We start from the raw sequence: 24,162 nt of genomic DNA on the forward strand, positions 1-24,162 counted from the left end.
GTCGGCATGGTCACGCCGTCGGCCATGGGGAGACCTCGGTCACCGCGTCCACGGGCAGCGGGCCGTAGATGTGCGGAAATTCCTCGCCACCGGGTTTCGCGGCCTCGAAGCGTACGGGCACGGACAGGCGTTCGCTGTCGATGGTGAGGATCACCAGTTCGTCGGGGCCCTCGTCATTCCCGTAGAGGAAATCCGCCACGCCGCGCAACTGGTCCGGGAGTGAGCAGTGGATGAAGCCCTCCTCCCCCAGAGTCCTGCCCCGGGTCGACATCTCGTACGTTCCGGTCTCCCGGGCGGCATCCCACAGGGCGCGCTCGGTGATGTGCAGCAGTCGCGTCATGGATCAACGGTACGTGGCGGCCGGTCCGCCGCGGCCGGAATGTCCGCGAGCGACGGCGAGGATCCATGTACGCTCCACGGGCCTTCGACGCTGCCCGGCGAGCCGCCGGTGAGAGGAGCAGACGCATGCGATCCATGAGCGACAGCGAGTGGCGGTCCTTCGTCCTTGAGGGGACACGGACCGGGAAGCTCGCGACGAACCGGGTGGACGGGCGCCCGCATGTCACGCCGGTGTGGTTCCTGCTCGACGGGGACGAGCTCTTCTTCACCACCTGGCACGAGTCCCTCAAGTACAAGGCGCTGCGCCGCGAACCGCGCTTCTCGCTCTGCGTGGACGACCAGCGGCCACCCTTCTCGTACGTGATGCTGGAGTGCACCGCGGACTTCACCGACGACCCCGGCGCCCTGCGCGACTGGGCGGCCCGGATCGGCGGCCGTTACATGGGTGCCGAGCACGCGGACGCGTACGGGAAGCGGAACTCCGTGCCGGGCGAGTACCTGGTGCGGGCCCGCGTCGATCGCGTCGTCGCCTTCGGGGGCATCGCCGACTGACCGGGCCGCACCACGGCGCGGCACGGTGAGAGCCTGTCTTTGAACTCCCGTCGTCCGCGCGAAGCGCGGGCGCTGCGGCGTTCCGTGCGCCGAGGGCGCGTGCCGGGCGTCGAGGCGCAGGCGGGGGTTCAAAGACAGGCTCTCAGGGCCGCACGGCCTGAAGGGCTGCCGCGAGCGCGGTGTGGAAGGCGGCGTGTTCCTTCGCGCTGGGCGGGAGTTCGGGGTTCCAGGGCAGGACGGGGACGCCGGGGCCGAAGGCGTCGCCCAGCGGCGTGGCGTTGCCCCGCACGTCGGTGAGGACGAGGTCCGGCTCCAGCGCGGTCGCCTCGGCCCAGGTCGTCGTGGACCAGTTGGCACCCTTCCCCGGAGCCGGGTCCACGAGGCCGACGCCGCGTTCGGCGAGCGCCGCGAGGTCGGGCCAGGCGTGCGGCCTTGCCAGGTGGACGGAGCCGGGCCCCGCCGGGGAGAGGGCGAGTACGCGCGGACGTGCGGGGCCGGCCGCCGCGGACGCCAACCAGCGCTCCGCCGCCGCGAGTTCGGCGTTCGCCTCGGGCTGTGGCGCGGCGCCGAGGCCGTGCGCGAGCGCGGTGAGGCGGTCCCTGATTCCCGCGAGGCTGCGACCGCTTCCGACGTCGAGCACGACGAGCGGGACCTGCTCCTCCAGGTGCTTGGCGGCCTCCGGGGCCATGCCGTAGACCTGGCCGCCGCCGTAGGTCAGCGCCACGACGAGGTCGGGTGCGGCGGCGAGCAGGGCGTCGAGGTCGAGGGCGGGCCCCGCGCCGAAGTAGGGGAGGTCCATCAGGGGGAGGCTGCCCGCCTTGGCCGGGTCCGGCAGGTCCGGGTCGTCGTGCGCGGACCCGAAGAGACCGGTGGGGCATATCCCGTGGTCGTACAGCGCGGCGCCGGTCGGGACGTAGGCGATCAGGCGGGACGGGCGGTGTGCGGTCCGCACCAGGTGGCCCCGGTCGTCGGTGAACTCCCAGTTCTGGACCGTGTCTCGTGCCATGATGCCGACCCCTCCCGCCGTCCCGCGCCGCGGTCCCTCTCCTGCCGCGGCCGTCCCGGTGCTACCTGCCCGGGCGCACCCCGGAGTACACGGCGGCCTGCGGGCGCGTGGCTCTCAGGGCTCCAGGCGTCGCTGGGCGAGCCAGGTGACGATCTCCGGGTCGTGGTGGTCGAAGAAGTGCGTCTCCCCGGTGTCCAGCGTGGTGATCTGGGCCATCTGATGATCGGAGAGTTCAAAGTCGAAGACGTCGATGTTCTCCGCCATGTGTTCGGCGTGGACCGACTTGGGGATCGCGACGATGCCGCGCTGGATCAGCCAGCGCAGCACGACCTGCGCCACGGACTTGCCGTACTGCTTGCCGATCTCTCGCAGTAAAGGGGTGGTGAACAGGTCGTTCCTGCCCTCGGCGAAACCGCCCCAGGACTGGAGCTGGACGCCGTGCTCGCGCATGACCTCGTGGTCGGCGGCGCGCTGGAAGAACGGGTGCGTCTCGATCTGGTCGACCGCGGGCGTGACGTCGTTGTTGATGATGAGGTCGGTGAGCCGGTCGGGGTAGAAGTTGGCGACACCGATCGCCCTGGCGCGACCCCCGAGGTACAGGGCCTCCATGGCACGCCACTGCCCGTACACGTCGCCGTAGGGCTGGTGCATCAGGTAGAGGTCGACGTAGTCCAGGCCGAGCCTGGTCAGCGACGTCTCGAAGGCGCGTTCCGTGTTCTCCTCGGCGGGCGCGTCCTGGACCCACAGCTTGGTGGTGACGAACAGGTCCTCGCGCGGGACGCCACTGCTCTTGATGGCCCAGCCCACGGCCTCCTCGTTGCCGTAGGCGGCGGCGGTGTCGAGCAGCCGGTATCCGGCGGCCAGCGCGTCGGAGACGGCCTGCTCCGTCTGGTCCGGCGGGATCTGGTAGACACCGAACCCGAGGATCGGCATCTCGACACCGTTGTTCAGGGTGACGTGCTGCATGGGGCCTCCTCCAGGTCACGCGGCTTAGTCCACTGTGGCCCGCGCTCCCTGGCGCCGCCCGCCCAGACGGCCGACCGGGGGCCTTGGGCGGTCCGCCCGTCCCCCCGGTCGGCGCAACGAGCGGTCGGCGCAACGAACGGTCAGCGCTTCCCGCACAACGCGTCGTCGACGAGCCGGTCGGTGCGGTCGTCGCGGTCCTCCGCCGCCATGTTGGTCGACCGCATCACGATGACGCCCTTCCTGCCCTTGTCGACGAAGCCGTTGGCGTTCAGGTGGCCGAGAGTGGTCCCGCCGTGGCCCCAGTACCCGCCGCCGCAGCTCAGCCGCGTCCGGAAGATGCCGAGGCCCATCTCCCTGACCACCTTGTCGCCCGGTTCGGTGGCCGGCACCGTCCTGAGCATCTGCGCCATCTGGCGCGGCCCCAGGAGCTTGCCGCCGAGGAGGCCCTGCCAGAAGCGTGTGAGGTCGTTGGACGTGGTGACGAGGTCGCCCGCCGCGCCGCCCCAGGTCATGCTCAACTCGGTGCTTTCGACCAGCCGGCCCCCGGGCTTGAACTGCTGGTACGCCTTGGCGTGCGGCTCGGGCAGGCCCGTGCGCGCTCCCGCGGAGAACGTGTGCCGCAGACCGAGAGGTCCGATGATCCGGTCGCGGACCTCGTCGCTCCAGTGGTGCCCCGTCACCTTCTGGATGATCATTCCGACCAATATGTAGCCGGTGTTGGAGTAGCTCCAGCCCTTGCCGGGCTCGAAGAGGGGCCGGTGGCGCAGGGCCATGTCGACCAGGTCGCGCGGCTCGTAGCGGTCGAAGCGGTGCTTCTCGAATGCGTCCTCATCGGTGATGGGCAGGCTGTCGTCGTAGTCGGGCAGCCCGCTGGTGTGCTGGAGCAGCTGCCGTACGGTGATCCGGCTGCCGTCGTTGCCGTTGGCGTCGACCACTCCGGGCAGCCATCGCTCGACGGTGTCGTCGAGGCGTACGCGCCCTTCGGCGACCAGTTGCAGGACCACGGTGGAGACGAAGGTCTTGGTGTTGCTTCCCATCCGGAAGTAGCCCTGACGCGGAACCGGCCGGTCTGAGCCGAGCTCGGCAGTGCCGCTCCGCACCGAGCTGCGGCGCTCTCCGTCCACCAGGGTGGCCTCGGCGCCCACCACGCCGTCCTCGCGGACGACGTCGTCCAGGCCCCGCTGGAGGTCCGCCCGTCCGTAGCCGGCTCGGCCGGGGTCGGGCTGGGCCCACGCGGTGGAGACCGGAATCGCCAGCGTCGCCGTGACGGCGATCGCCGCTACCGAGCCGAGGGCGGCCCTGCGGCGGCCACGGACGGGCCGGGAGCGGTCGGCCGCGGCGGTGGCGGTGCCGGTAGCAGTGGCGGTGCCGGTAGCAATGCGGGTGTCGCGTGCGGAGTCTCGCAGCTGTGTCATGGGGGTGACCTCACGTCGCCGGGAAGCGTACGGCTACCACCAACGGCTGCGCAGGTGACCGGAGTTGGGGTGCCGTACAGCGGCTGGGCGGTGCGCCCTTGCCAAGATCATTGACCCATGGGAGGGACACGGCCGACCATGGAGGAGACCCCCTGGCAGGGGGTGCGGAGAACCCCACCTTGATGGGCAAGTCGCTGCTTGCCCACGGTGCGGGTCGTGCCGGATCATGTCTTCGAGGCAGGGTTACCATGCACCGGAGGACCCCATGAAGATCCGTCTGACCAGCGTCTTCGTCGACGACCAGGAGAAAGCCCTGCGCTTCTACACGGACGTGCTGGGCTTCGAGAAGAAGGCCGAGGTCCCGATGGGCGAGGACCGCTGGCTGACCGTGGTCTCACCGGAGGAGCCCGACGGGACCGAGCTGCTGCTCGAGCCGGACGGGCACCCCGCGGTGAAGCCGTACAAGACGGCGCTGATCGAGGACGGCATCCCGGCCGCCGCGTTCACCGTGGACGACGTGCGGGCCGAGTTCGACCGGCTGAGCGGGCTCGGTGTGCGCTTCACCCAGGAACCGGTGGAGATGGACCAGGTCACCGTCGCGGTCCTGGACGACACCTGCGGAAACCTGATCCAGATCATGGAGGGCGCGTAGGGCGGGCTCTCCGCCTCCGCCGGGCGGGTCACCTCCTCAGCCGCCGGACGGGTCACTTCCTCAGCCAGTGCCCCGCTCCCCATACCCAGTCGGTGAGCAGCGCCTCGTCCCCCAGGACCTCGATGCCGTCCGCGGCGGCCGGCCTGCGGCGCTGGTACAGGAGCAGCAGGAGGTCGGTGAGCGGGCCGCGCACGGCGGTGGTCGCCTTCTCGTGCGCGTGGCTCCAGGTGATCGGTTCCTCGGTGAGGTCGATCAGCCACTCCCCCGTCCCCCCGGGGGCGTCCGTCGCGTGGAAGTGGAGTGTGCGGCCGGGGCCCAGGAGCGCGCGCCGCGCGTCCGCCGACTCGTACGCCTGGGGCAGCGCGCCGAACTCCATCCACTCGTCGAGGCCGTCGATGGCGATGTCCGCGTCGAGGGTGTAGGTGCCGCCGACGGCCGCTGTCGCGTCGAAGCGGTGGACGACGGTTTCGTACGTCATGCGGCGGGCCCAGAAGAGGGGGGTGCCGCCCGGGGCCACCGTCCACACCTCGGCCTCCGGACCCGCCTCGCGGAGCGTGTCCGCGAACCGGGCCGCCCCGTCCGTGAGCCAAGCGGAGAGTGCGGGGATGTCGTCGTCCGCCTCGGGCGTGACGAGGTTGACCTGCTCGTCGGAGACGGGTCCTGTGGCCCGGGTCCGGACGACGGTCTCGGCCCAGCGGTGCGCGCCGCCGACGTGGCGCAGCAGGTGGGCGAGGGTCCAGCCGGGGCACCCGGGCACCGGCACGGTGGCCTTCGCGCCGACGACGGCAGCGGCCAACTGGGCTGTCTGGTCGATGATTCGGTCGGCATAGCGGTCGTGGACCGCGCTGGGGCTCGGACTCGTCATGCCGTCACGGTAGACCACGGGTCGCGGATGCCGGGCGGAAAAATACCTGCGCGAGCTGAGGGCCTGTCCTTGCACCCCCGCCTGCGCCCCGCGCGGACGTCGGGGTGCAAAGACAGGCTCTGCGGCTGGGCCGCGCCCCGCCTCGGCCGTCATGCCGACGTCGCCAGGAACTGGGTCGCCGCCAGTTCCCCGTACAGCGGGTCCGCCGCCACCAGTTCGGCGTGCGTGCCCACCGCGCGTACCCTTCCCGCGTCCATCACCACGATCCGGTCGGCCAGTGTCACCGTCGACAGGCGGTGTGCCACCACGAGGACCGTGACCTCTCGGGACACCTCGGCCACCACGTCCCGCAGCGCCAGTTCGTTGACCGCGTCCAGCTGTGAGGTCGCCTCGTCGAGCAGCAGCAGGCGGGGCTTCCTGAGCAGTGCCCGCGCGATCGCCACCCGCTGCCGCTCGCCGCCGGACAGCTTGGAACCGCGGTGCCCCACCACCGTGTCCAGGCCTTCGGGCAGCCGTTCGACCACGGCGTCGAGCCGGGCACGTACCAGCACCTCCCGCACCTCGGCGTCGGTGGCGTCCGGCGCCGCGAAGAGGAGGTTCTCGCGCAGGGTGCCCGCGAGCACGGGGGCATCCTGCTCCACGTATCCGATGGCGGCGCGCAGTTCGGCGAGCGGCCACTCCCGCACGTCGACGCCGTCCACCAGGACCCGGCCGCCCGTCGCCTCGTAGAACCGCTCGATCAGGCCGAACACCGTGGTCTTGCCCGCGCCCGACGGTCCGACGAACGCCGTCATGCCCGGGCCGGGCACGTCGAAGCTCACGCCGTGGTGCACGTACGGGAGGTCGTCGCGGTAGCGGAAGGTCACGTCGTCGAAGGTCACCGAAGTTGGGCCCTGGGTGGACGGGAGGCCTTGCGCGGGCCGTCCCGCATCCGCCGGGCGCTCCCCTGTACGGGACGTGTCGGCATGGTCCGTCCGCTCCGTCTCCAGGCGTTCCGCCTGCACGATGCGGGCGATCGCCGCCGACCCCACCTGGTACTGCGAGGCCGCCTCGACCATGCGCGACACCGGGTCGATCAGGTAGAAGAGGAAGAGCAGGAACGCGACCAGCGTCGAGACGGATATCGCACCGGACGCGACCCGCGCGCCGCCGATCCCGAGCACCGCGAGGAACGACACCTGCACCGCGAACCCGACCGAACTCCACGCGATCGACTGCCACTTCGCCGAGCGCACCCCGTGCCGCCACGCGTCGACCGCCGCCGCCTCCACCGCGGCCGCCTCGCGCTGCTCCGCGCCGGAGGCCTTCAGGGTGCGGAAGGCGCCGAAGGCACGCTCCAGTGCGGTCGAGATCGTGCCGACCGCCTCCTGCGCGTGCTGCGTCGCCCGGGCGATCTTCGGCATGACCAGGGCCACCGCGCCGCCGATCAGCACGATCACGCCCAGCGTCACGCCGAGCAGCACCGGGTCCATGAGGCCCATCATCACGACCGTCGCGAGGAAGGTGAGCCCGCCGGAGGCGGCGGACACCACGGACTGGGTCGTCACCTGCCGCAGCAGTGTCGTGTCCGAGGTGACGCGGGACATCAGATCGCCCGGCTGGGTGCGTTCGACCTCCGCGAGACGCAACCGCAGCAGCCGCCGGATCAGGGTGCGCCGCGCCGCGAGGACCACGGACTCCGCGGTGCGTTCCAGAACGTACGCGCCGACGGACTCGATCGCGGTGCCGAGCACCACCAGCGCGATGAGGAGGAGCAGGACGCCGGCGATGGAGTCGTCGCTGCCGAGCCGGTCCACCAGTGACTTGGCGGCCAATGGCTGCGCGAGCCCGGTCACTGAGCCGATCAGCGTCAGGAAGGCGCCGAGCGCGACGGCTGCGCGGTGCGGCCGGAAGTGCCGGTAGAGGGCGCGCCAGGTCTCCTTCGCGGGAAGCCGCTCGGCCTTCTGTGTGCCCTTGCCGGTGGATTCGGTGCTTGCGGGCGCGGGTCTTGGGGTGGGAGCTGCGTCGGTCACGCCTTGCAGGACGCGGTACGGCGAGATCCACCTGACTGCCGTGCCGTGCGCCGCAGCCCGTCCGCGCCGGCCCGAGCGGACGAAGAGAAGCCGCGCCGCCCGGAGGTGGCGGGGGAAGCGCTCACCGCGGCCCCCGCGCCCCTCGCCCCTCCAGCACCGTCTGCCGGCCCGGCGCGGTCTGCGTCGAGGACTCCGTCCGGGGCGGCGTCGCGCGGCGGCGGCCGCCCCGGGTGAAGAAGTCGGCGAGGGGCAGCGTCGCCGCACCCACCGTGACCGCGTCCGGGCCGAGTTGGCCGAGGTCGACCGTGACACGGGCCGCGGGGTGGCGCAGCGCGTAGGCGTCGGCGTGCTCCCGGACGGCGGGCAGCAGGTAGGGGCCCAGCTGGAGGCCCGCCCAGCCGCCGATCAGGACGCGTTCGGGGCCGAAGAGGTTGACGAGGCCGGAGATGCCCGCGCCGAGGTACTCGGCGGTCTCGTCGAGCACGGCCGCGGCGACCGGGTCCGGCGCCGTGCCGTCCTGCGGATGGGCGGCCGACAGGAGTGCGCGCACACCGGTCTCCTGGCCGGCGCCGGGCGGAGGCCCGCCGCCCGCTTCCTGCCAGCGCGCCAGGAGCGCCTCGGCCCCCGCGTACGCCTCAAGGCACCCTCGCGCCCCGCAGCGGCAGCGGCGGCCCCGGACGCTGACGGTCAGGTGGCCCCACTCGGCGGGGGCGCCCCGTGCGCCGCCGTGGATGACGCCGCCGGTGACGACGCAGGCGCCGACGCCCGAGCCGATCAGCACGATCGCCGCGTCGCGCACCCCGCGACCACCGCCGAACCACATCTCCGCCTGCCCGAGCGCCCGGGCGCCGTTGTCGACGAAGTAGGCGGTGTCAGAGGGCAGTTCGACCGTCTCGCGCAGCATGCGCTCCAGCGGGACGGCGTCCCAGCCGATGGTCTGGCCGTGCACCACGGTGGCGCCCTCGTCGTCGCGGTCGACGATGCCGGGGACGCCGACGCCCACGCCGATCAGGGGGCCGGACAGGGTGCCCGCCTGCGCCGTCACCTCTGCCACGCCCTCGCCGATGTGGCGGACGACGGTCTCCACGTCGTGTCCGGAGTCGGCCAACAGCCGCTCCGCGCAAGCGAGTTCGGCAAGAGTCAGGTCGAAGGCCGCCACGCGGACCCGCGTCTCCCCGACGTCCACGCCGATGAGACGGCCGCTCGACGGCGCGACGCGCAGCAGGGTGCGCGGGCGTCCGCCGTCGGACTCGACGCTGCCCGCCTCCTCCAGGAGGCCGTCCGCGGTGAGCTCGGCGACGACGTTGCTCACGGAACCGGAGCTGAGGCCGGTCGCGGGTCCGAGCGCCTGGCGGCTCATCGGCCCGCCGAAATACAACCGTCGCAGCACCGAGGCGCGGTTGCCCACGCGCAGGTCACGCACCGTTCGACTGCTCCGCTCGGCCATGTGGGCTCCTCCCCGCTCGGCAACATACCCGTGCGCGAGCACGTTCGAGCGGTCTCAGGCTCTCAGCGCCGCAGACCGGGCAGCATCCGCACCTCCGCTATCCGGAGCAGGCGCGCGAGGGCGAGGTAGCCCACGGTCATCGTCAGCGCACCGGCCGCCAGCGCGAGGGCGGTCGCCGCCGTCCCGTCCTGTGCCACCTTCGCGCCCGCGCGGGCGGCCGCCCAGCCGAGGGCCCCGGCCAGGGTGGAGGCGAGGATCAACTTGCCGTAGGTGCGGGCCAGTCGGCGTCCGTCGAGGTAGCCGCCGAGGCGTCGGCGCAGCAGCCGCGCGGTGAGCAGCAGACCCGCCGCGTACGACAGGGTGTAGGCGGCGGCCATGCCGGTGACGGCCCAGCGCGCGGGCAGCAGCAGGTGGCAGGCGCTGGCCAGTCCGATGTTGAGGCCCGCGACGCAGACCGCCATCCAGAACGGGGTGCGGGTGTCTTCGTAGGCGTAGAAGCCGCGGAGCAGGAGGTACTGGGCGGAGAACGGGATCAGGCCGAGGCCGAAGGCCTGGAGCATGTGGCCGAGGGGCTCGGTGGCGGCCGCGTCGGACGCGCCGTGGGCGAAGAGCAGTTCGGCGGTCTGCGGACCGAAGGCGAGGAAGAAGAACCCCGCGGGCACGATCACGGTGCCGGTGACGCGCAGGGCGCGGGACAGCTCCGCGCGCAGGTCGGCGGTGCGGCCCTCCGCCGCGGCCTTGCTCATCCGGGGCAGCAGCGCGGTCACCAGGGTAACGGTGACGATGGACTGCGGCAGGAGCCAGATCGTCTGTGCGTACGTGTACGCCGTGTAGCCGACGCCTTCCTTCGGCAGGCTACGGTCGGCGGCGTTGGCGTAGTTCGTGACGACGGTCAGCGCGACCTGGTTGGCGAGGACGAGCAGCAGCGTCCAGCGGGCGGCGCGGGCGCTCTTGCCGAGGCCCGTGCCGCGCCAGTCGAAGCGCGGCCGGAAGCGCAGGCCCGCGGCCCGCACGTACGGCAGGAGGGCGAGGGCCTGGAGGGCGATGCCGAGGGTGGTGCCGATGCCGAGGAGCCTGACCTGGGCGGCGGTGATCTCGTGCACGTCGTCGGGCACGGTCATCAGGCCCAGGTAGGCGCCGAAGACCGTGACGAGCACGATGTTGTTCAGGACCGGGGTCCACATCATCGCGCCGAACTTTTCGCGGGCGTTCAGGACCTGTCCGAGGATGCCGAAGAGCCCGTAGAAGAAGATCTGCGGCAGCAGGAACCGGGCGAAGACCACGGTGAGTTCGAATGCCTCGTGGTTACTCGCGGTGTCGCGCATGTAGAGGGCGACGATCTGCGGGGCCGCCCATACTGCGAGGGCCGTGCCGGCGCCGAGGACGCAGACGACGAGAGTGATGAGGCGCTGCTCGAAGGCCTTCCCGCCGTCGGCGTCGACGGCGCGGGCGCGCACCAGCTGGGGCACCAGGACGGCGTTCAGGGCGCCGCCGATGAGCAGGGTGTAGAGGCTGGTGGGCACGGTGTTCGCGGTGTTGTACGTGCCGGCGAGCAGGCCGGTGCCGAGGGCGGCCCCCTGGAGGGTCTGCCGGATCAGGCCCGTGGCGCGGGAGACCACGGTGCCGAAGGCCATCAGAAGGGAGGAGCGCGCGAGAGTCGCCATGTCAGCAGCGCCTCCTCGTCTTGCCGCCGGGTTCACATTCCATGCATTCGATCTTCGCACGGGCTTGCGACGGCGGGTCGCCGCGACCTCCCTCGCCCGTCAGGCCACGTTGCTTGCCGCAGTGGGCTCGGCCGCCGCGAACAGGCGCAGCAGCCGTGCCACTTCGGCGGCCATCGCGTCCCGCCCCCGGCTCGTGTAGCGCCTCGGGTCGACCACGCCGGGGTCGGCGTCGAGCACGGCTCGCACGGCCGCGGTGAAGACGGTGTTGAGGTGCGTCGCGATGTTGATCTTCCGGATTCCGGCGGTCGCGGCGGCGGCCAGCGTGGCGTCGTCGGCCCCCGACGAACCGTGCAGGACCAGGGGCACCGGTACGGCGGCACGCAGGGCGCCGACGAGGTCCAGGTCGATGCGGGCGGTGCGCTCGGTCATGTGGTGGGAGGTGCCGACGGCGACGGCGAGCGCGTCGACGCCGGTGTCCGCCACGAAACGCGCCGCTTCCCCGGGGTCCGTACGCACACCGGGAGCGTGCGCGCCGTTCTTGCCGCCGATCTCGCCGAGTTCCGCCTCGACGAACACGCCCCGCGTCCGGCAGTGCTGCGCGATCCGCCGCGTCCGGGCGACGTTCTCCTCCCAGGGCAGCTCGGCGCCGTCGTACATCACGGAGGTGAAGCCGAGGTCGACGGCCTCCTCGATCAGGTCGGGGCGCGTGGCGTGGTCCAGGTGGAGGGCGACGGGGACGGCGGCGGACGCGGCGGCGGTGCGGGAGGCCGCCGCGATGGGGGCCAGGGCGCCGTGGTGGGCGACGGCGTTCTCACTGATCTGGAGGATGACGGGCAGTCCGGCGCGCTCGGCTCCGGTCAGGACGGCCTCCGTCTGTTCGATGAGAGCGATGTTGAAGGCGCCGACCGCGGAGGTCGTGGTGCGGAGCATCTCGTACGGGGTGACCAGGGGCATGGCGGTGGGTTCCAGGGGTCGGCGGGGCGTTCGGGCAGGCAGGGGCCCGGCCCGTCGGTGCGGACGACGGGCCGGGGGGCCTTTCGGCCGAGGACGGCGGAGACCGGTCTCAGGCGAGGACGACGGACCGCGTCAGATGCTGGGGCCGGTCGGGGTCCCGGCCCGCGTCCTCGGCGAGGCGCACCGCGACCCGCTGCGCGAGGACCAGCTCGGCGAGCGGATCGAGCCGGGGCCGCCGCAGATATGCGCCGGTGGCCTCGACGCGGTCGGCGAGTTCGGCGGGCAGCGGGGAGAAGCTCCATACGGCGCGGCCGGGTCCCGCCACCGCGATGGGCCCGTGCCGGTACTCCTTGACCAGGTACGACTCGGTCCACCGCGCCGCTGCCTCCCGCACCTTGAGCGCAGCCTCGTGGGCGAGCCCGACGTGCCAGCCCTCGCCGAGGAAGGTGATCTGCTCCGCCCGCAGCAGCACGGGGTCGAGGGGCGCGCCGAGCGCGGTGGCGACGTCGCTGCGGGCCCGCTCGACGGAGTGGCCCAAATGGGCCAGGAGCAGGATGAGTTGGGTGGTGGGGTAGCGGGTCTGGACCACGGACCGCTCATCGGCCCCGTCGAGCACGATCACGTCGTGGGCCGCGCGGGCCGCCGGGGAGTCGGGCACCGCGGTGATCGTGGTGACGCGGGTGGCCGGATCGGCTTCGGCGAGCGCGGTGAGGATCTCGGTGGTGGTGCCTGAGCGGGTCAGGGCGATGATCCGGTCGTAGCGGCGGTTGAGGCGGGCCACCGACGCGGGGTAGGCGTCGGTCGCGCCGTGCCCGCTGTCCTCGCGCAGTTGGGCATAGGCCTGGGCCATGAACAGCGAGGTTCCGCAGCCGATCACGGCGACGTGCTCGCCCTTCGTGGGCAACGCCTTCTCGTGGTCGAGCGACTGGCTCAGCACGGTCTCCCAGCACTGCGGCTGGCTGGCGATCTCCTGGCTCGTGAGTGACATGAAGCGCTGTGTTCCGTTCCTTGGTGAGGGTGGGATCTTCGGTTCAGCCGACGTAGGTGGTTCCCGGGCCGCCCGCCGGGTCGACCAGCGTGACGCGCAGGGACGGCTGGAGCAGCTCCCCGTGGGCCCGCACCATGTCGTCGCAGAGCCGCCAGATCTGGTCCACGGTGAGGGTGGCGGCGGTGGCCGGGTCGGTCATGGCCGCCTGCCGGACGTGCCGCGGCTCGTCGTCGAGGGCGGCGCGTACCACCAGGTCGTTCATGCTGAGGTAGGTGCGGTTGAGGGCGGCGAGTTGCGGGGGCAGGGCTCCGGCGCGGGTGGGCTGGATGCCTGCCGCGTCGACCAGGCACGGCACCTCGACCACGCCGTGGGCCGGAAGGTTGTCGATCAGGCCTCGGTTGGGGACGTTGCCGTAGACGGTGCGCGGGGTGCCGGTGACCATGCTGTGGATGATCTGCGGCGCGTACTCCATGGTGCCCTCGACGGTGAGCGGTGCCCCCTCGGCCAGAGCGTCGCGGGTCTTGTGGTACTCGGCGACGTTCTCCTCCACGATGCCGAGGTAGGCGCCGACGGGCAGCCGCAGGCGGTCGATCTCGCTGTCGTGGTGGAGGTACCAGGGCACGTACTCGGAGGAGTGCTCGCTGGTCTCGGTCGGGTAGTAGCCGAGCCGCCGGTACATGTCGACGCGGACGCGACGCCGCAACTGCTCGTCCTTGGCGATCAGTTCGTCGAGGCGGGGGTAGAGGTCGCTGCCGCGGTGCTCGAAGCGGAGCACCCAGGCCTGGTGGTTGACGCCGGCGGCCCGGTAGGTGATCTCCTCGTACGGGACGTCGACGAGCTTGGCCAGGTCCTGCATGGTCCAGTACACGGAGTGGCACAGGCCGACGACCCGGGTCAGGCCGGTCGCCTCGGTGAGGTACTGGACGTTCATGGCCATCGGGTTGGTGTAGTTGAGCAGCCATGCGTCGGGGCAGAGCTCGGCGATGTCCTCGCCGAGGCGCTTCAGGAACGGGAAGGTGCGCAGGGCGCGGAAGATGCCGCCGACGCCGAGGGTGTCGCCGATGGTCTGGCGCAGGCCGTAACCGGCCGGGACGTCGAAGTCGGTGCGGGTGGCGTCGCCCATGCCGATCTGCACGATGTTGATGACGAAGTCGGCGCCGGTAAGGGCGGCGCGGCGGTCGGCGTGCGCGGTGATGGAGGCGTCGGCGCCGAGCTCGCGGGCGATGTAGTGGGCCGCGGCCTCGGCGGTGGCGAGCCGTTCGGCGTCGATGTCGTGCAGGGCTATGCGGGCGTGCTTGAGCTCGGGGAAGGCGAACAGGTCGGCGAGCAGGCCCTGGGTGAAGACGACGCTGCCGGCACCGATGAAGGCGATCTTGGGACGATTCATGAGGCGTGTGCTCCGCTGAGGGTGGTGTGGGCGAGGAGTTCGTCCCACGTGGGCTGGGCCCGGGTGCCGCCGTGGGCCCGGGTGGAGAGGGCTCCGCACACGGCAGCGAACCGCAGGGCCTGGTACGGAGGGTGGCCGTGGAGCGTGGCGGCGACGAAGCCGGCGTCGAAGCTGTCTCCGGCGCCGACCGTGTCCCGGGGGGTCAGGGTGAGGCCGGGCGCGCTGGTCAGGCGCTGCCCGTCGTGGCACAGGGCGCCGTCGGCACCGTTCTTGACGGCGACCAGTGGGACGCGGGTGGCGAGGAGCCGGGCGGCCAGCTCAGGGGTGCGGGCTTTGGGACCGGCAAGGCTCCGGGCCTCCTGGGCGTTGGGCAGTAGGAGGCCGGTCTCGGCGAGGACGGCGTCGAGTGCGGTCCGGTCCCAGGCGCCGGACGGGTCGTCCTGGGTGTCGAGGGAGGTGGTGGCGCCGTGGGCGCGGGCGGTGCCGAAGAGGCCGGGCAGGTCTTCGGCGAGGCGCGGCTGGAGGAAGTAGGAGGCGGCGTGGACGTGTCTGCTGCGGGTGAGCAGGTCCTCGGGCACGTCCTTGCCGGAGACGGCGGTGAGGGTGCCGGGTGAGGTGAGGATGGCGCGGTCGTCGCCGCGGGTGAGGACGACGGTCAGGGGCGTGGGCAGGGCGGGGTCGAGGGTGAGGGCGCGGGTGTCGACGCCCCGGGCGGTCAGCTCGTCGCGGACGTAGCGGCCCGCGTCGTCGTCACCGACGCGGCCGGCGAACGCCACGCTCAGGCCGAGCCGGGCGGCACCGCAGGCCATGATCGCGGCGGAGCCCCCGAGGGTGAGTGCGCCGGAGCCGACGAGCTGCTCGCGCTGGCCGAACGCGAGCGGGTCGGTGAGCGGGCCGAGTATCACGTCGGGATTGGCGTCCCCGATGACGAGGAGGTCGTACGCGGGCGGCATCGCGGTCCTTCGGATTCGTACGGATGGTGGGTGGGGTGGGCGGGGTCAGCCCTTGAGGCCGCTGGAGGTGACCGACCTGATGAACGCCTTCTGGGCGAACAGGAAGGCGAGGAGCACCGGAAGGACCGTGATCACGTTGCCCGCCATCACCGCGGACCAGCGGGTGTGGTGCTGTCCCTGGAACGTGGTCAGGCCCAGCTGGAGCGTGTACTGGGTGTCGTGGTTGATGGCGATGAGCGGCCAGGTCAGGTCGTTCCAGGTGGTCAGGAAAGTCAGTACGGCGACGGTCGCAAGGGCGGGGCGGGCGAGCGGCATGACGATCGACCAGAGGACCCGCAGCCGTGAACAGCCGTCGATCCAGGCGGCCTCCTCCAGCTCCCTGGGCAGCGACAGGAAGAACTGTCGCAGCAGGAACACCGCGAACGGCGTGACGAGTGAGGGCACGATGAGCGCGCCGAGGGTGTCGATGAGCCCGAGCTTCTTCATCACCAGGAAGGTGGGGATCATCGTCAGCTGGAACGGGACCGCCATCGTCGCCAGCATCAGCACGAGCAGCAGCCGCGATCCGGCGAACCGCATCCGGGCGAACGCGTATCCGCCGAGCGCGCCGAAGACGAGGTTCGAGGTCACCGCGACCGCGGAGACGATGACGGAGTTCAGCAGCCATCGCGGGAACATGCCGTTGCCGAGGACGTAGCGGTAGCCACCCAGGTCGATCTTCGAGGGCCACAGCGCCGGCGGGAAGCGGTTGATCTCCGCGTTGGACATCACCGAGCTGAGCAGCAGCCACACCAGCGGTATCGCGAACAGCGCGGCCAGCGGCGTGAGGAGCAGGTGCCAGGCGCTGAACGGCACGCGCGGGCGGCGGCGCCGGGCGGGCACCGCGGCCGGGCGGGCGGTGAGAGGGGAGGGCTCGGTCGTGGTGGCTGTCATGAGGCGGCTGCTTTCGTACGAGGGGTGCGCTCGCGGCCGCGCACCGCGCGCAGCACGACGGATATGACGAGCAGCGCCACCGCGAGCACGTAGGCGGCCGCGGCTCCGTACCCGGCGGTGAATTCCTTGAAGGCCTGCTCCCAGATGAAGTAGACGATCACGGTGGTGGAACCCAGGGGGCCGCCCTTGGTGGTGACGTAGACCAGGTCGAAGACCTGGAGGGCCTGGATGGTCTGCCACAGCAGCAGGAACACGCTCACCGGTGCGAGGGCGGGCAGCGTCACGTGCCGCAGGAGTTGGAAGGGGCCCGCGCCGTCCAGGCGGGCCGCCTCGATTAGGGACTGCTGTACGTCCTGGAGCGCGGCCAGGTAGATGACGGTGCACAGTCCCGTACCGCTCCACAGGGTGATGGCGACCAGGACGAGGAGCGCCTGCGAGGGGTCGGTGAGGAAGCCCTGGGGTGAGATGCCCAGGTGGTGCAGGACGGCGTTGGCGGCCCCGAACTCGGGGTCGAGGATGAAGGAGAACAGCACGCCCTGCGCCGTGGCGGAGATGACGAAGGGCACGAAGAACAGCGTCCGGTAGAGGCCGACGAAGCGGATGCGCTGGTTCAGGACGAGGGCGAGGGCGAGCCCCAGGGCGATGCTCAGCGGTACGTAGAGGACGGTGTAGACGACGGTGTTCTTCACCGCCTGGTGGAAGTTGGGGTCCTGCCGCAGGGCGCGGTAGTTGTCGAGGCCCACCCAGCGGCTGGGTGTGACGAGGTCGTTGGCCTGGAAGGACAGCAGCAGCGACCAGACGACGGGCAGGACGCTCAGGCCGAGGATGACGAGCACCGCGGGAGAGATGAACGCCCAGGCGGTGGCGGCCTCGCCGCGGCGCCGACGGCGCAGGGCGCGCGAGCCGGAGCGGTCCCGGGGCATGGTCAGCGGGGTGGGAAGTCGGGGCATGTCAGGTCCTCAACGCGGGATGAGCAGGGCGGCGTTGGACTCCTCGGCGCAGGAGCGCACCGCGTCGGCGGGGCTCGTGCGGCCGAGCAGCACCGAGACGACGGCCCGGCCCACGGAACGGGAGATCCGCGGGTAGGCCGGGTGCACGGGGCGTACGCGGGCGGAGGCGACCGCGTCGGTGAAGACGGAGAGGCCCGGGGTGCGCTCGGCGTGCCCGCGCCAGGCCGGGTGGTCCTCGCTGCGCCGGCTCAGCGGGAGGCTGCCCGCCTCGACGTCCCACCGGCTGTCCTGGGAGGGCTGGATCAGCCAGGTCACGAAGGTGCGGGCGGCCTTGGCGCGCGCTTCACCGTTGTCGAAGAGGGTCCAGGTGTCGGGTCCCGAGATGGTGAGCGGGCGGCGGCTGAAGCTGGGCAGCGGGACGACGTGGTAGTCCATCTCGGCCTGCGTGATGTCCGGCAGCTGCCACGGCGCGGTCGCCACCATGCCCATCCGCCCGGACAGGAAGACCTGGTACATCTGCTCGCTGCCCGGTTTGGGGTCGATGTAGACGCTTCTGTCGCGGGCCAGCTCCTGGACGATCTCCAGGGCGCGTACGCCTTCCTTCGCGAAGCCGATGCTGCGCCCGTCGTCGCCGATGATGTCGCCGCCGAGGTCCCATACCAGCGGCCACAGCCGCCATACGGTGTCCTCGTCGCCGGTGCCGGGCCAGCCGGTGCCGAACCGGCCCTTGCCCGCGTCGGTGAGACGGCGCGCGGTGTCGGTGAACTCCTGCCAGGTCCAGCCCGCCTTTGGCAGGTCGAGTCCGGCCTCGGCGAACAGCTTCTTGTTGCAGACCACGGCCAGGCAGTCCAGGAGCGCGGGCAGGGCACGCACCCGGCCGTTGATCGTGACGGCTTCGCGGGCCGGCGCCCAGTAGTTCCGCCATGGTGTCGCGGCGTCGCGGACGTGGTCGGTCAGGTCGACGACCTGCGGGCTGCGGGCCACGCTCGCCAAATCAGAGCCGAAGACGTAGGCGATGTCGGGGTAGGACCCGGATGCGAGCGCCGCGGTGACCTTCTGGAGCATGGCGTCCGCGAGGACTCCGCCGCCCAGGTCGACACGGATGCCGGGATGCGTGCGCTCGAACTCGGCGACGAGGCCCTTGACGACCTTCGCGGCGATGTCCGTCTGCCCGTGCCACATCTGGATGGTGACGCGCCCGTCGGAGCCGACGCCGTCGGCGGCTCCGGTGGCGCAGCCGGACAGCGCGCCACCGGCCGCCACGAGCGCCCCGGCGCCGCCGGCGCGCAGCACGGTGCGCCGCGACGGCGCACCTGGCGCGCCGGGTACTGCAGTCATCACTACCTCCAGGAGGATCGGGCGCGCCCCGCCGAGGGGGAAGAAGCGTGCTCGTGTGAGGGGGCCCGTGCGGTGAAGAGGGGGGTGGCCGGGTTCCGGTCGCCCGGAACCCGGCCGTACGTCAGCAGGTCCGGCGGAGGTACGCGCTGTTGCCCTTGGGCGAGACACCGACGTCACGGCGGACGACGCTCAGCCGGTCGCCCCAGCCCGCGCAGGCCTTGCGCAGTCCGGCGGCCGAGTACTCAATGACCAGGACGTGATCGCCGTACGCGGCCGCGTACTTGTCGCACTCGTCCCACTCGCCGCACTCCTCGGCGACGGCGAAGTCGAGCCCGGTCTCCTTGTGCGCGGCGGCGAGGTCCGGGGTGTTCTTCTGCGCGATGGCCAGGCCCTTGGCGTGGGCGCGCGCGGAGAGCAGCGAGACGAAGGCCTTGGCGTGGCTCGCCTTCAGGTAGGCGGGGAAGCGGGTGTACGTGTCGTAGTTGTCCGGCTCGACGGCCTGGAACCCGTTGGTCGCGCAGCCGTCGATCCATTTGTCGACCTTGGCGGCGATCCGCTTGCGCTTGTCGGCGGTGCGGATGTCGAGGACGGCCTCGCCCCAGGTGCCGTCGTACACGACGTCGCCGTTCCTGTCGCGCAGCAGCAGGTCCGGGGCCCACTGGCTCTCGGCCCCGGGCTGGGCCTGGAAGGCGTTGACGTAGCAGAGGTTGTACAGGCCGGGCGCGGGGGCGGCCCCGTGGTCGCGGCTGACGATTCCGACGCCGGCGGGCGGGGTGTAGGCGCCGCCGATCTGGTAGTCGAAGCCGGCATGGGCCGGCGGCGGCGCGGGGGCGGCGGCAGCGGCCGACGCCGTGGAGGGCGCGAGCAGGCCGGCCGCGGCGCTGGCCGCACAGGCCGCGGCCACCGCCGTACACCTGCGCACAACACGATTGAGGCTCATCGGTGAGCTCCAGCTGTGGGAGGGCACGTCCCCGCCTCGGACCGGGAGCGGTCCTGGCGACTCAGTCCGGGCTCATGGCACAAGCCACATACCGGCTGGGCGTACCTCTGCGCCGAGTGCTCGGCATCGGCGTTGCCAGGGAGTAAATCGAGCGTGTTCAGCCATGTCAAGGGATCGGTATTGACAGAAATCTCGTCAACTCAAGCAGAAGTGCGCACAGATGCTGGAAATCGGTGAGCGGATCTGCTCGCCCGGACTATGCTCACCCCGTGCTGAGAAGCGACCGCCATGTGCGGATACTCGACCACGTCGCCACGCGGGGCAGCGCCGATGTGACGCAGCTGTCCCGGCTCCTCGGGGTCTCCCAGGCCACCGTGCGACGCGACTTGCAGCACCTGAGCGAGCAGCGGCTGCTCGAACGCACCCACGGAGGGGCGGTGGCCGGCGGGCTGAGCATCGAGCTGCCGCTGCAACACCGCGCGGACCAGCGCTCCCCGCAGAAGCAGGCCATCGCCCAGGCCGCCGCCGACCTCGTCCCCGACGGCGCGGTGGTGGGCCTGACGGGCGGCTCCACCACCACGGAAGTGGCCCGGCTGCTCGCCGACCGGGGCCGCGTCACCATCGTCACCAACGCCGTCAACATCGCCGCCGCCCTGGTGCTGCGCCCGGCCGTCACCCTGATCGTGGTCGGCGGCACCGCCCGCAGCCAGAGCTACGAACTGATCGGCCCCATCGCCGAGAAGACCCTCGCCGACCACCACACGGACATCGCGTTCCTCGGCGTCGACGGCATCAGCGCGGCGCACGGCTGCACGACCCACGACCAGCTGGAGGCGGCCACCGACCGCGCCTTCGCCTTCCACAGCAGCCGCTCCGTCGTCGTCGCCGATCACTCCAAGATCGGCAGGACCACGTTCGCGAAGATCTGCCCGGCGGCCGACGTGCACACCCTCATCACCGACGGGGACGCACCGGAGGCCGAGCTGTCGGCGATCGGGGCGGTCGGCGTGCGGGTCACGGTCGTCTGAGAGCCTGCCGGGCCTGCCGGGCCTGCCGGGCCTGCCGCTGAACCCGCCCAACGCGCAGAACGCTCCGCCCAACGCGCGGAACGCTCCGCCTCAGCGCGTGATCGCGCCCAGCAGCGCCTTCGCGCACAGGTCGCGTACCTGCCCGCGCGTCAGGTCCGGTGCCTCGAGCCACTCCAGGCAGACGGCCACCATGAACGCGAGCCAGCCCCGCACGGCCAGGCGCAGCGCCGGCAGGTCCTGGGTGACGTCCGCGGCGTCCGGGTCCGCGGCGAGAGCGGCGAGGATCTGCCGCTCCTGGGCGGCGAGGCCGTTGCGGTAGACCTCGCGGACCAGCGGGTCACCCGCCGCCTCGGCCCGGTGGAAGGCGCGGAATCCCTGGGCGTGGCTCTCCACGTAGCCGAGGAACGCGTCGAGGCCGGTAGTGATCTGCTCCCGGACCGGCAGTCCCGGTTCGGCCGCCGTCAGGCGCAGCATGCGCTCGCTCTCACGGTGCACGACGGCGGCGAAGAAGTCCCGTTTGGTCGGGAAGTAGTGGTACAGGAGGCCGCGCGAGACACCGGCGATCTCGGCGACCCGCTCGATCCACACATCGTCGTAGGGCTTCTGCGCGAAGAGCCGCGCCCCGACCGAAAGCAGCTGCTCACGCCGCTCCTCGGTGCTCAGTCTGCGGCGCGTGCGCTCCTGCGGATTCGCGGCCATGCAGGCACCTTACTTGACGCGAATTCAATAGCGGTACCAGACTGGGATCTCTTGTTGAATCCACGTACAACAGGCCCAACGGGCCCGTCGGACAAGGGAGATGGGCACATGGCGCAGACGACGCGGTCCGCGGCGGCGAACGGTCCTGACGGGCAGGCCGCGCCCACCCCTCCCCCGAAGGGGTTCCGCAGCGCCGAGCTCGGCTGGCCCGAGCTGCACCGGATACCGCATCCGCCGCGTCGGCTGCCGCTGCTCGGCGACATCCTGGGCGCCGACGTCCGCACCCCGCTCCAGGATTCGATGAAGCTGGCCCGCAGGCTGGGCCCCATCTTCCGGCGCAAGGCGTTCGGCAAGGAGTTCGTCTTCGTGTGGGGCGCGGAACTCGCCGCGGACATGGCCGACGAGTCGCGGTTCGCCAAGCACGTGGGCCTCGGGGTCGCCAATCTCCGCCCGGTGGCGGGCGACGGGCTCTTCACGGCGTACAACCACGAGCCCAACTGGCAGCTGGCCCACGACATCCTCGCGCCCGGCTTCAGCCGTGAGGCGATGGCGGGCTACCACCCGCTGATGCTGGACGTGGCGCGGCAGCTGACGGCGCGCTGGGACGAGCGGGAGTCGGCGGGGCGGGCCGTGGACGTGCCGGGCGACATGACGAAGCTGACGCTGGAGACGATCGCCCGCACCGGTTTCGGGCACGACTTCGGCTCCTTCGAACGCTCCGCGCCGCACCCCTTCGTGTCGGCGATGGTCGGCACCCTCTCCTACGCGCAGCGGCGCAACGTGGTCCCGCCCCTGCTGTCCCCGCTGCTGCTGCGCGGCGCCGACCGGCGCAACGACGCCGACATGGCGTACCTCAACCGCACCGTCGACGCGGTGGTCGCCGCCCGCCGTGCCGCGCCCGGGCGGGGCGGCCAGGGCGATCTGCTCGACCGCATGCTGGAGGTCGCCCACCCCGACACCGGGGAGCGGCTCACCGCGGAGAACATCCGCCGCCAGGTCATCACGTTCCTGGTCGCCGGGCACGAGACGACGTCCGGTGCCCTGTCGTTCGCGCTGCACTACCTCTCCCGCAACCGGGAAGTGCTCTCCCGCGCGCGGGCCGAGGTCGACGAGGTCTGGGGCGCCGAGGACGAACCCGCGTACGAGCAGGTCGCCAAGTTGCGCTATCTGCGGCGGGTCCTCGACGAGTCGCTGCGACTGTGGCCGACCGCTCCGGGGTTCGCCCGCGAGGCCCGCGAGGACACCGTCCTCGGGGGCGTCCATCCGATGCGCCGCGGCGCGTGGGCGCTTGTCCTCGCGACGATGCTGCACCGCGATCCGGCGGCGTGGGGAGAGCGCCCCGAGGAGTTCGACCCCGACCGGTTCGCCCCTTCGGCCGTACGCGCCAGGCCCGCCCATGTCTTCAAGCCGTTCGGCACCGGCGCCCGGGCCTGCATCGGACGTCAGTTCGCGCTGCACGAGGCGACCTTGGTGCTCGGCCTGCTGCTGCGCCGCTACGACCTGCACGCCGATCCGGGCTACCGGCTGCGCGTCGCCGAGCGTCTCACCCTGATGCCGGACGGCCTCACGCTGCGGCTGACCCGCCGCGCCCCGGCCGCGTAGGGCGCCGTTGTCAGACCCGTGCGCGAGAGTGGAGGTGGCATCTCACGATGCCGTACGTCACCCAGCGCAGAGGAGTCGCTCGACATGACCGGCACGACGTCCGAGGAACTGCTCGCCGCCCAGGCCTGCTTGCGCCTGCTGCACACGGCGCGCGCCGCACTCTCCGACTCCGCGTCGGTCTCCCCCGTGGCCGCGGCGACGCTGCTTGCGGGTCCGATCGCGGAAGCCGACGAAGCGCTGCGCCGCGCGGGCCTCGCGGGCAACGAAGCGGCCCTGATCGACCGGATCTACGACCTCGCACCGCCCCCGCCCCCGCGCGCCACCGCCGGGGGCACCCATGCCGAGCGGGTGCCGATGACTCGCTCGTGCGCCCGCGAAGGGAGCCAGTCATGAGCGAGGACCAGGGCAACGCCTCGTACGGCCACAAGGAGTTCAAGCGGTCCAAGAGCCACTTCGCGGACCGCATCACCGCGGACGGCCGGGACGGCTGGCCCGTCGAGGAGGGGCGCTACCGGCTGGTGGTGAGCCGGGCCTGCCCCTGGGCGGGCCGGGCGCTCGTCGCGCGGCGGCTGCTCGGTCTGGAGGGCGCCCTCTCACTGGGCGTCACCGACCCCATCCAGGACGACCGGAGCTGGCGGTTCACGCTGGATCCGGACGACCGCGACCCGGTCCTCGGCATCCGCTTCCTGAGCGAGGCGTACGAGGCGCGTGAGAGCGGCTACCCCGGCGGGGTCAGCGTGCCCGCGATCGTGGACGTGCCCAGCGGCAAACTGGTCACGAACGACTTCCAGCAGATCACGCTCGACCTCGCCACGGAGTGGACGGCCCTGCACCGCGAGGGCGCGCCCGATCTGTACCCCGAGCCGCTGCGCGACGAGATCGACACCGTCATGGAGGGTATCTTCCGCGACGTCAACAACGGCGTGTACCGGGCGGGCTTCGCCCCGGACCAGTCGACGTACGAAGCGGCGTACCGCGATGTGTTCCGCCGTCTGGAGCTAACCTCCGAGCGCTTGGCGACCCGTCGCTATCTGGTCGGGGACACCCTCACCGAAGCGGACATCCGCCTGTTCAGCACACTGGTGCGGTTCGACGCCGTCTACCACGGCCACTTCAAGTGCAACCGCCACAAGCTGGCGGAGGACCCGGTGCTGTGGGCGTACGCCCGGGATCTCTTCCAGACCCCGGGTTTCGGCGACACCATCGACTTCGACCACATCAAGCGGCACTACTACCAGGTGCACACGGGCATCAACCCGACCGCCGTCGTGCCCCTGGGCCCGGACCTCTCCGGGTGGCTGACACCGCACCACCGGGAGGAGCTGGGCGGGCGGCCGTTCGGCGACGGCACACCGCCGGGGCGTGTTCCTGCCGGGGAGGAGGTGGGCGCGAGCGGGCGGCCCTGATGTCCGCGCCCTGAGTTCCCCGCCCTGACTTCCATCCGGCTCGTCCCGGCGGGGCCCGGCTCGTCC

23 protein-coding genes are annotated in these 24,162 nt (G+C 72.0%); 6 read left to right on the plus strand and 17 right to left on the minus strand.

Going from position 1 to position 24,162, the window contains the following annotated elements; translation table 11 throughout:
* Window positions 1-10: 10 nt before the first annotated feature.
* On the minus strand, window positions 11-340 hold the full coding sequence (locus ACFVYR_RS33680) for a DUF952 domain-containing protein (RefSeq protein WP_384259819.1): 330 nt from the start codon (window positions 338-340) through the stop codon (window positions 11-13).
* 134 nt (window positions 341-474) lie between these two features.
* On the opposite strand from ACFVYR_RS33680, the gene ACFVYR_RS33685 reads away from it, so the two are divergent.
* Entirely contained in the window at window positions 475-891 is a 417-nt protein-coding gene (locus ACFVYR_RS33685) for a PPOX class F420-dependent oxidoreductase (RefSeq protein WP_384259866.1), read from the plus strand.
* Between the two features lie 142 nt (window positions 892-1,033).
* Here the strand turns inward: ACFVYR_RS33685 and ACFVYR_RS33690 are convergent, their stop codons facing one another.
* The 3 genes from ACFVYR_RS33690 to ACFVYR_RS33700 form a co-directional block, all read right to left on the minus strand.
* Window positions 1,034-1,897 (minus strand): ABC transporter substrate-binding protein, encoded by an 864-nt coding sequence (locus ACFVYR_RS33690; protein WP_384259817.1) that lies wholly within the window; start codon window positions 1,895-1,897, stop codon window positions 1,034-1,036.
* 114 nt (window positions 1,898-2,011) lie between these two features.
* Window positions 2,012-2,863: an aldo/keto reductase gene (locus ACFVYR_RS33695; RefSeq protein ID WP_384259815.1), complete on the minus strand. Its 852-nt coding sequence runs from the start codon at window positions 2,861-2,863 to the stop codon at window positions 2,012-2,014.
* 140 nt (window positions 2,864-3,003) lie between these two features.
* Window positions 3,004-4,278 carry a serine hydrolase domain-containing protein gene (locus tag ACFVYR_RS33700; RefSeq protein ID WP_384259813.1) on the minus strand — a complete coding sequence of 425 codons (1,275 nt, stop codon included), beginning with the start codon at window positions 4,276-4,278 and terminating at the stop codon, window positions 3,004-3,006.
* 265 nt (window positions 4,279-4,543) lie between these two features.
* Between ACFVYR_RS33700 and ACFVYR_RS33705 the strand changes: the two genes are divergently transcribed.
* Entirely contained in the window at window positions 4,544-4,930 is a 387-nt protein-coding gene (locus ACFVYR_RS33705) for a VOC family protein (protein WP_384259810.1), read from the plus strand.
* Between the two features lie 52 nt (window positions 4,931-4,982).
* On the opposite strand, the gene ACFVYR_RS33710 is transcribed toward ACFVYR_RS33705, so the two are convergent.
* The 12 genes from ACFVYR_RS33710 to ACFVYR_RS33765 form a co-directional block, all read right to left on the minus strand.
* Window positions 4,983-5,795 (minus strand): maleylpyruvate isomerase family mycothiol-dependent enzyme, encoded by an 813-nt coding sequence (locus tag ACFVYR_RS33710; protein ID WP_384259808.1) that lies wholly within the window; start codon window positions 5,793-5,795, stop codon window positions 4,983-4,985.
* Between the two features lie 149 nt (window positions 5,796-5,944).
* Window positions 5,945-7,807 carry an ABC transporter ATP-binding protein gene (locus ACFVYR_RS33715; protein WP_384259806.1) on the minus strand — a complete coding sequence of 621 codons (1,863 nt, stop codon included), beginning with the start codon at window positions 7,805-7,807 and terminating at the stop codon, window positions 5,945-5,947.
* Window positions 7,808-7,928: 121 nt separating this feature from the next.
* Entirely contained in the window at window positions 7,929-9,254 is a 1,326-nt protein-coding gene (locus ACFVYR_RS33720) for an ROK family protein (protein ID WP_384259804.1), read from the minus strand.
* 62 nt (window positions 9,255-9,316) lie between these two features.
* Window positions 9,317-10,918: a murein biosynthesis integral membrane protein MurJ gene (gene murJ, locus ACFVYR_RS33725; RefSeq protein WP_384259802.1), complete on the minus strand. Its 1,602-nt coding sequence runs from the start codon at window positions 10,916-10,918 to the stop codon at window positions 9,317-9,319.
* A 99-nt stretch (window positions 10,919-11,017) separates the two neighbouring features.
* Window positions 11,018-11,872: a class II fructose-bisphosphate aldolase gene (locus tag ACFVYR_RS33730; RefSeq protein WP_384259800.1), complete on the minus strand. Its 855-nt coding sequence runs from the start codon at window positions 11,870-11,872 to the stop codon at window positions 11,018-11,020.
* Between the two features lie 109 nt (window positions 11,873-11,981).
* Window positions 11,982-12,860 carry an SIS domain-containing protein gene (locus ACFVYR_RS33735; protein WP_384259798.1) on the minus strand — a complete coding sequence of 293 codons (879 nt, stop codon included), beginning with the start codon at window positions 12,858-12,860 and terminating at the stop codon, window positions 11,982-11,984.
* A 43-nt stretch (window positions 12,861-12,903) separates the two neighbouring features.
* Window positions 12,904-14,247 carry an alpha-glucosidase/alpha-galactosidase gene (locus tag ACFVYR_RS33740; RefSeq protein ID WP_384259795.1) on the minus strand — a complete coding sequence of 448 codons (1,344 nt, stop codon included), beginning with the start codon at window positions 14,245-14,247 and terminating at the stop codon, window positions 12,904-12,906.
* Window positions 14,244-15,200 carry a carbohydrate kinase family protein gene (locus ACFVYR_RS33745; RefSeq protein WP_384259793.1) on the minus strand — a complete coding sequence of 319 codons (957 nt, stop codon included), beginning with the start codon at window positions 15,198-15,200 and terminating at the stop codon, window positions 14,244-14,246. Before ACFVYR_RS33745 ends, ACFVYR_RS33740 begins: the two co-directional genes overlap by 4 nt.
* Window positions 15,201-15,245: 45 nt before the next feature.
* Window positions 15,246-16,133, minus strand: a complete 888-nt coding sequence (locus ACFVYR_RS33750) for a carbohydrate ABC transporter permease (RefSeq protein WP_384259791.1) — start codon at window positions 16,131-16,133, stop codon at window positions 15,246-15,248.
* Window positions 16,130-17,083 (minus strand): carbohydrate ABC transporter permease, encoded by a 954-nt coding sequence (locus tag ACFVYR_RS33755; protein WP_384259788.1) that lies wholly within the window; start codon window positions 17,081-17,083, stop codon window positions 16,130-16,132. The genes ACFVYR_RS33750 and ACFVYR_RS33755 overlap by 4 nt, the downstream gene beginning before the upstream one ends.
* Window positions 17,084-17,092: 9 nt before the next feature.
* On the minus strand, window positions 17,093-18,421 hold the full coding sequence (locus ACFVYR_RS33760) for an ABC transporter substrate-binding protein (RefSeq protein WP_384259785.1): 1,329 nt from the start codon (window positions 18,419-18,421) through the stop codon (window positions 17,093-17,095).
* Between the two features lie 121 nt (window positions 18,422-18,542).
* A complete protein-coding gene (locus tag ACFVYR_RS33765) occupies window positions 18,543-19,361 on the minus strand; it encodes an endo alpha-1,4 polygalactosaminidase (protein ID WP_384259783.1) in 819 nt (272 codons plus the stop codon).
* Window positions 19,362-19,630: 269 nt separating this feature from the next.
* Between ACFVYR_RS33765 and ACFVYR_RS33770 the strand changes: the two genes are divergently transcribed.
* A complete protein-coding gene (locus ACFVYR_RS33770; protein ID WP_384259781.1) occupies window positions 19,631-20,389 on the plus strand; it encodes a DeoR/GlpR family DNA-binding transcription regulator in 759 nt (252 codons plus the stop codon).
* 90 nt (window positions 20,390-20,479) lie between these two features.
* Here the strand turns inward: ACFVYR_RS33770 and ACFVYR_RS33775 are convergent, their stop codons facing one another.
* On the minus strand, window positions 20,480-21,088 hold the full coding sequence (locus ACFVYR_RS33775) for a TetR/AcrR family transcriptional regulator (RefSeq protein ID WP_384259778.1): 609 nt from the start codon (window positions 21,086-21,088) through the stop codon (window positions 20,480-20,482).
* A gap of 108 nt (window positions 21,089-21,196) precedes the next feature.
* On the opposite strand from ACFVYR_RS33775, the gene ACFVYR_RS33780 reads away from it, so the two are divergent.
* The 3 genes from ACFVYR_RS33780 (at window position 21,197) to ACFVYR_RS33790 (ending at window position 24,096) form a co-directional block, all read left to right on the plus strand.
* Window positions 21,197-22,690 (plus strand): cytochrome P450, encoded by a 1,494-nt coding sequence (locus ACFVYR_RS33780; protein WP_384259776.1) that lies wholly within the window; start codon window positions 21,197-21,199, stop codon window positions 22,688-22,690.
* Window positions 22,691-22,774: 84 nt separating this feature from the next.
* The gene (locus tag ACFVYR_RS33785; protein WP_384259774.1) at window positions 22,775-23,083 is read left to right on the plus strand and encodes a hypothetical protein; all 309 of its coding nucleotides are present in this window, start codon (window positions 22,775-22,777) and stop codon (window positions 23,081-23,083) included.
* A complete protein-coding gene (locus tag ACFVYR_RS33790; protein WP_384259772.1) occupies window positions 23,080-24,096 on the plus strand; it encodes a glutathione S-transferase family protein in 1,017 nt (338 codons plus the stop codon). The genes ACFVYR_RS33785 and ACFVYR_RS33790 overlap by 4 nt, the downstream gene beginning before the upstream one ends.
* Window positions 24,097-24,162 lie beyond the last annotated feature (66 nt).

It is taken from the genome of Streptomyces sp. NPDC058284, from assembly GCF_042881135.1.
In the GTDB taxonomy this organism is placed as follows: Bacteria; Actinomycetota; Actinomycetes; order Streptomycetales; family Streptomycetaceae; genus Streptomyces.

Coding starts and splice junctions, on each gene's coding strand:
- ACFVYR_RS33680 (WP_384259819.1), bottom strand. CDS start 340: ATGACGCGACTGCTGCACATCACCGAGCGCGCCCTGTGGGATGCCGCC.
- ACFVYR_RS33685 (WP_384259866.1), top strand. CDS start 475: ATGAGCGACAGCGAGTGGCGGTCCTTCGTCCTTGAGGGGACACGGACC.
- ACFVYR_RS33690 (WP_384259817.1), bottom strand. CDS start 1,897: ATGGCACGAGACACGGTCCAGAACTGGGAGTTCACCGACGACCGGGGC.
- ACFVYR_RS33695 (WP_384259815.1), bottom strand. CDS start 2,863: ATGCAGCACGTCACCCTGAACAACGGTGTCGAGATGCCGATCCTCGGG.
- ACFVYR_RS33700 (WP_384259813.1), bottom strand. CDS start 4,278: ATGACACAGCTGCGAGACTCCGCACGCGACACCCGCATTGCTACCGGC.
- ACFVYR_RS33705 (WP_384259810.1), top strand. CDS start 4,544: ATGAAGATCCGTCTGACCAGCGTCTTCGTCGACGACCAGGAGAAAGCC.
- ACFVYR_RS33710 (WP_384259808.1), bottom strand. CDS start 5,795: ATGACGAGTCCGAGCCCCAGCGCGGTCCACGACCGCTATGCCGACCGA.
- ACFVYR_RS33720 (WP_384259804.1), bottom strand. CDS start 9,254: ATGGCCGAGCGGAGCAGTCGAACGGTGCGTGACCTGCGCGTGGGCAAC.
- murJ (WP_384259802.1), bottom strand. CDS start 10,918: ATGGCGACTCTCGCGCGCTCCTCCCTTCTGATGGCCTTCGGCACCGTG.
- ACFVYR_RS33730 (WP_384259800.1), bottom strand. CDS start 11,872: ATGCCCCTGGTCACCCCGTACGAGATGCTCCGCACCACGACCTCCGCG.
- ACFVYR_RS33735 (WP_384259798.1), bottom strand. CDS start 12,860: ATGTCACTCACGAGCCAGGAGATCGCCAGCCAGCCGCAGTGCTGGGAG.
- ACFVYR_RS33740 (WP_384259795.1), bottom strand. CDS start 14,247: ATGAATCGTCCCAAGATCGCCTTCATCGGTGCCGGCAGCGTCGTCTTC.
- ACFVYR_RS33745 (WP_384259793.1), bottom strand. CDS start 15,200: ATGCCGCCCGCGTACGACCTCCTCGTCATCGGGGACGCCAATCCCGAC.
- ACFVYR_RS33750 (WP_384259791.1), bottom strand. CDS start 16,133: ATGACAGCCACCACGACCGAGCCCTCCCCTCTCACCGCCCGCCCGGCC.
- ACFVYR_RS33755 (WP_384259788.1), bottom strand. CDS start 17,083: ATGCCCCGACTTCCCACCCCGCTGACCATGCCCCGGGACCGCTCCGGC.
- ACFVYR_RS33760 (WP_384259785.1), bottom strand. CDS start 18,421: ATGACTGCAGTACCCGGCGCGCCAGGTGCGCCGTCGCGGCGCACCGTG.
- ACFVYR_RS33765 (WP_384259783.1), bottom strand. CDS start 19,361: ATGAGCCTCAATCGTGTTGTGCGCAGGTGTACGGCGGTGGCCGCGGCC.
- ACFVYR_RS33775 (WP_384259778.1), bottom strand. CDS start 21,088: ATGGCCGCGAATCCGCAGGAGCGCACGCGCCGCAGACTGAGCACCGAG.
- ACFVYR_RS33780 (WP_384259776.1), top strand. CDS start 21,197: ATGGCGCAGACGACGCGGTCCGCGGCGGCGAACGGTCCTGACGGGCAG.
- ACFVYR_RS33785 (WP_384259774.1), top strand. CDS start 22,775: ATGACCGGCACGACGTCCGAGGAACTGCTCGCCGCCCAGGCCTGCTTG.
- ACFVYR_RS33790 (WP_384259772.1), top strand. CDS start 23,080: ATGAGCGAGGACCAGGGCAACGCCTCGTACGGCCACAAGGAGTTCAAG.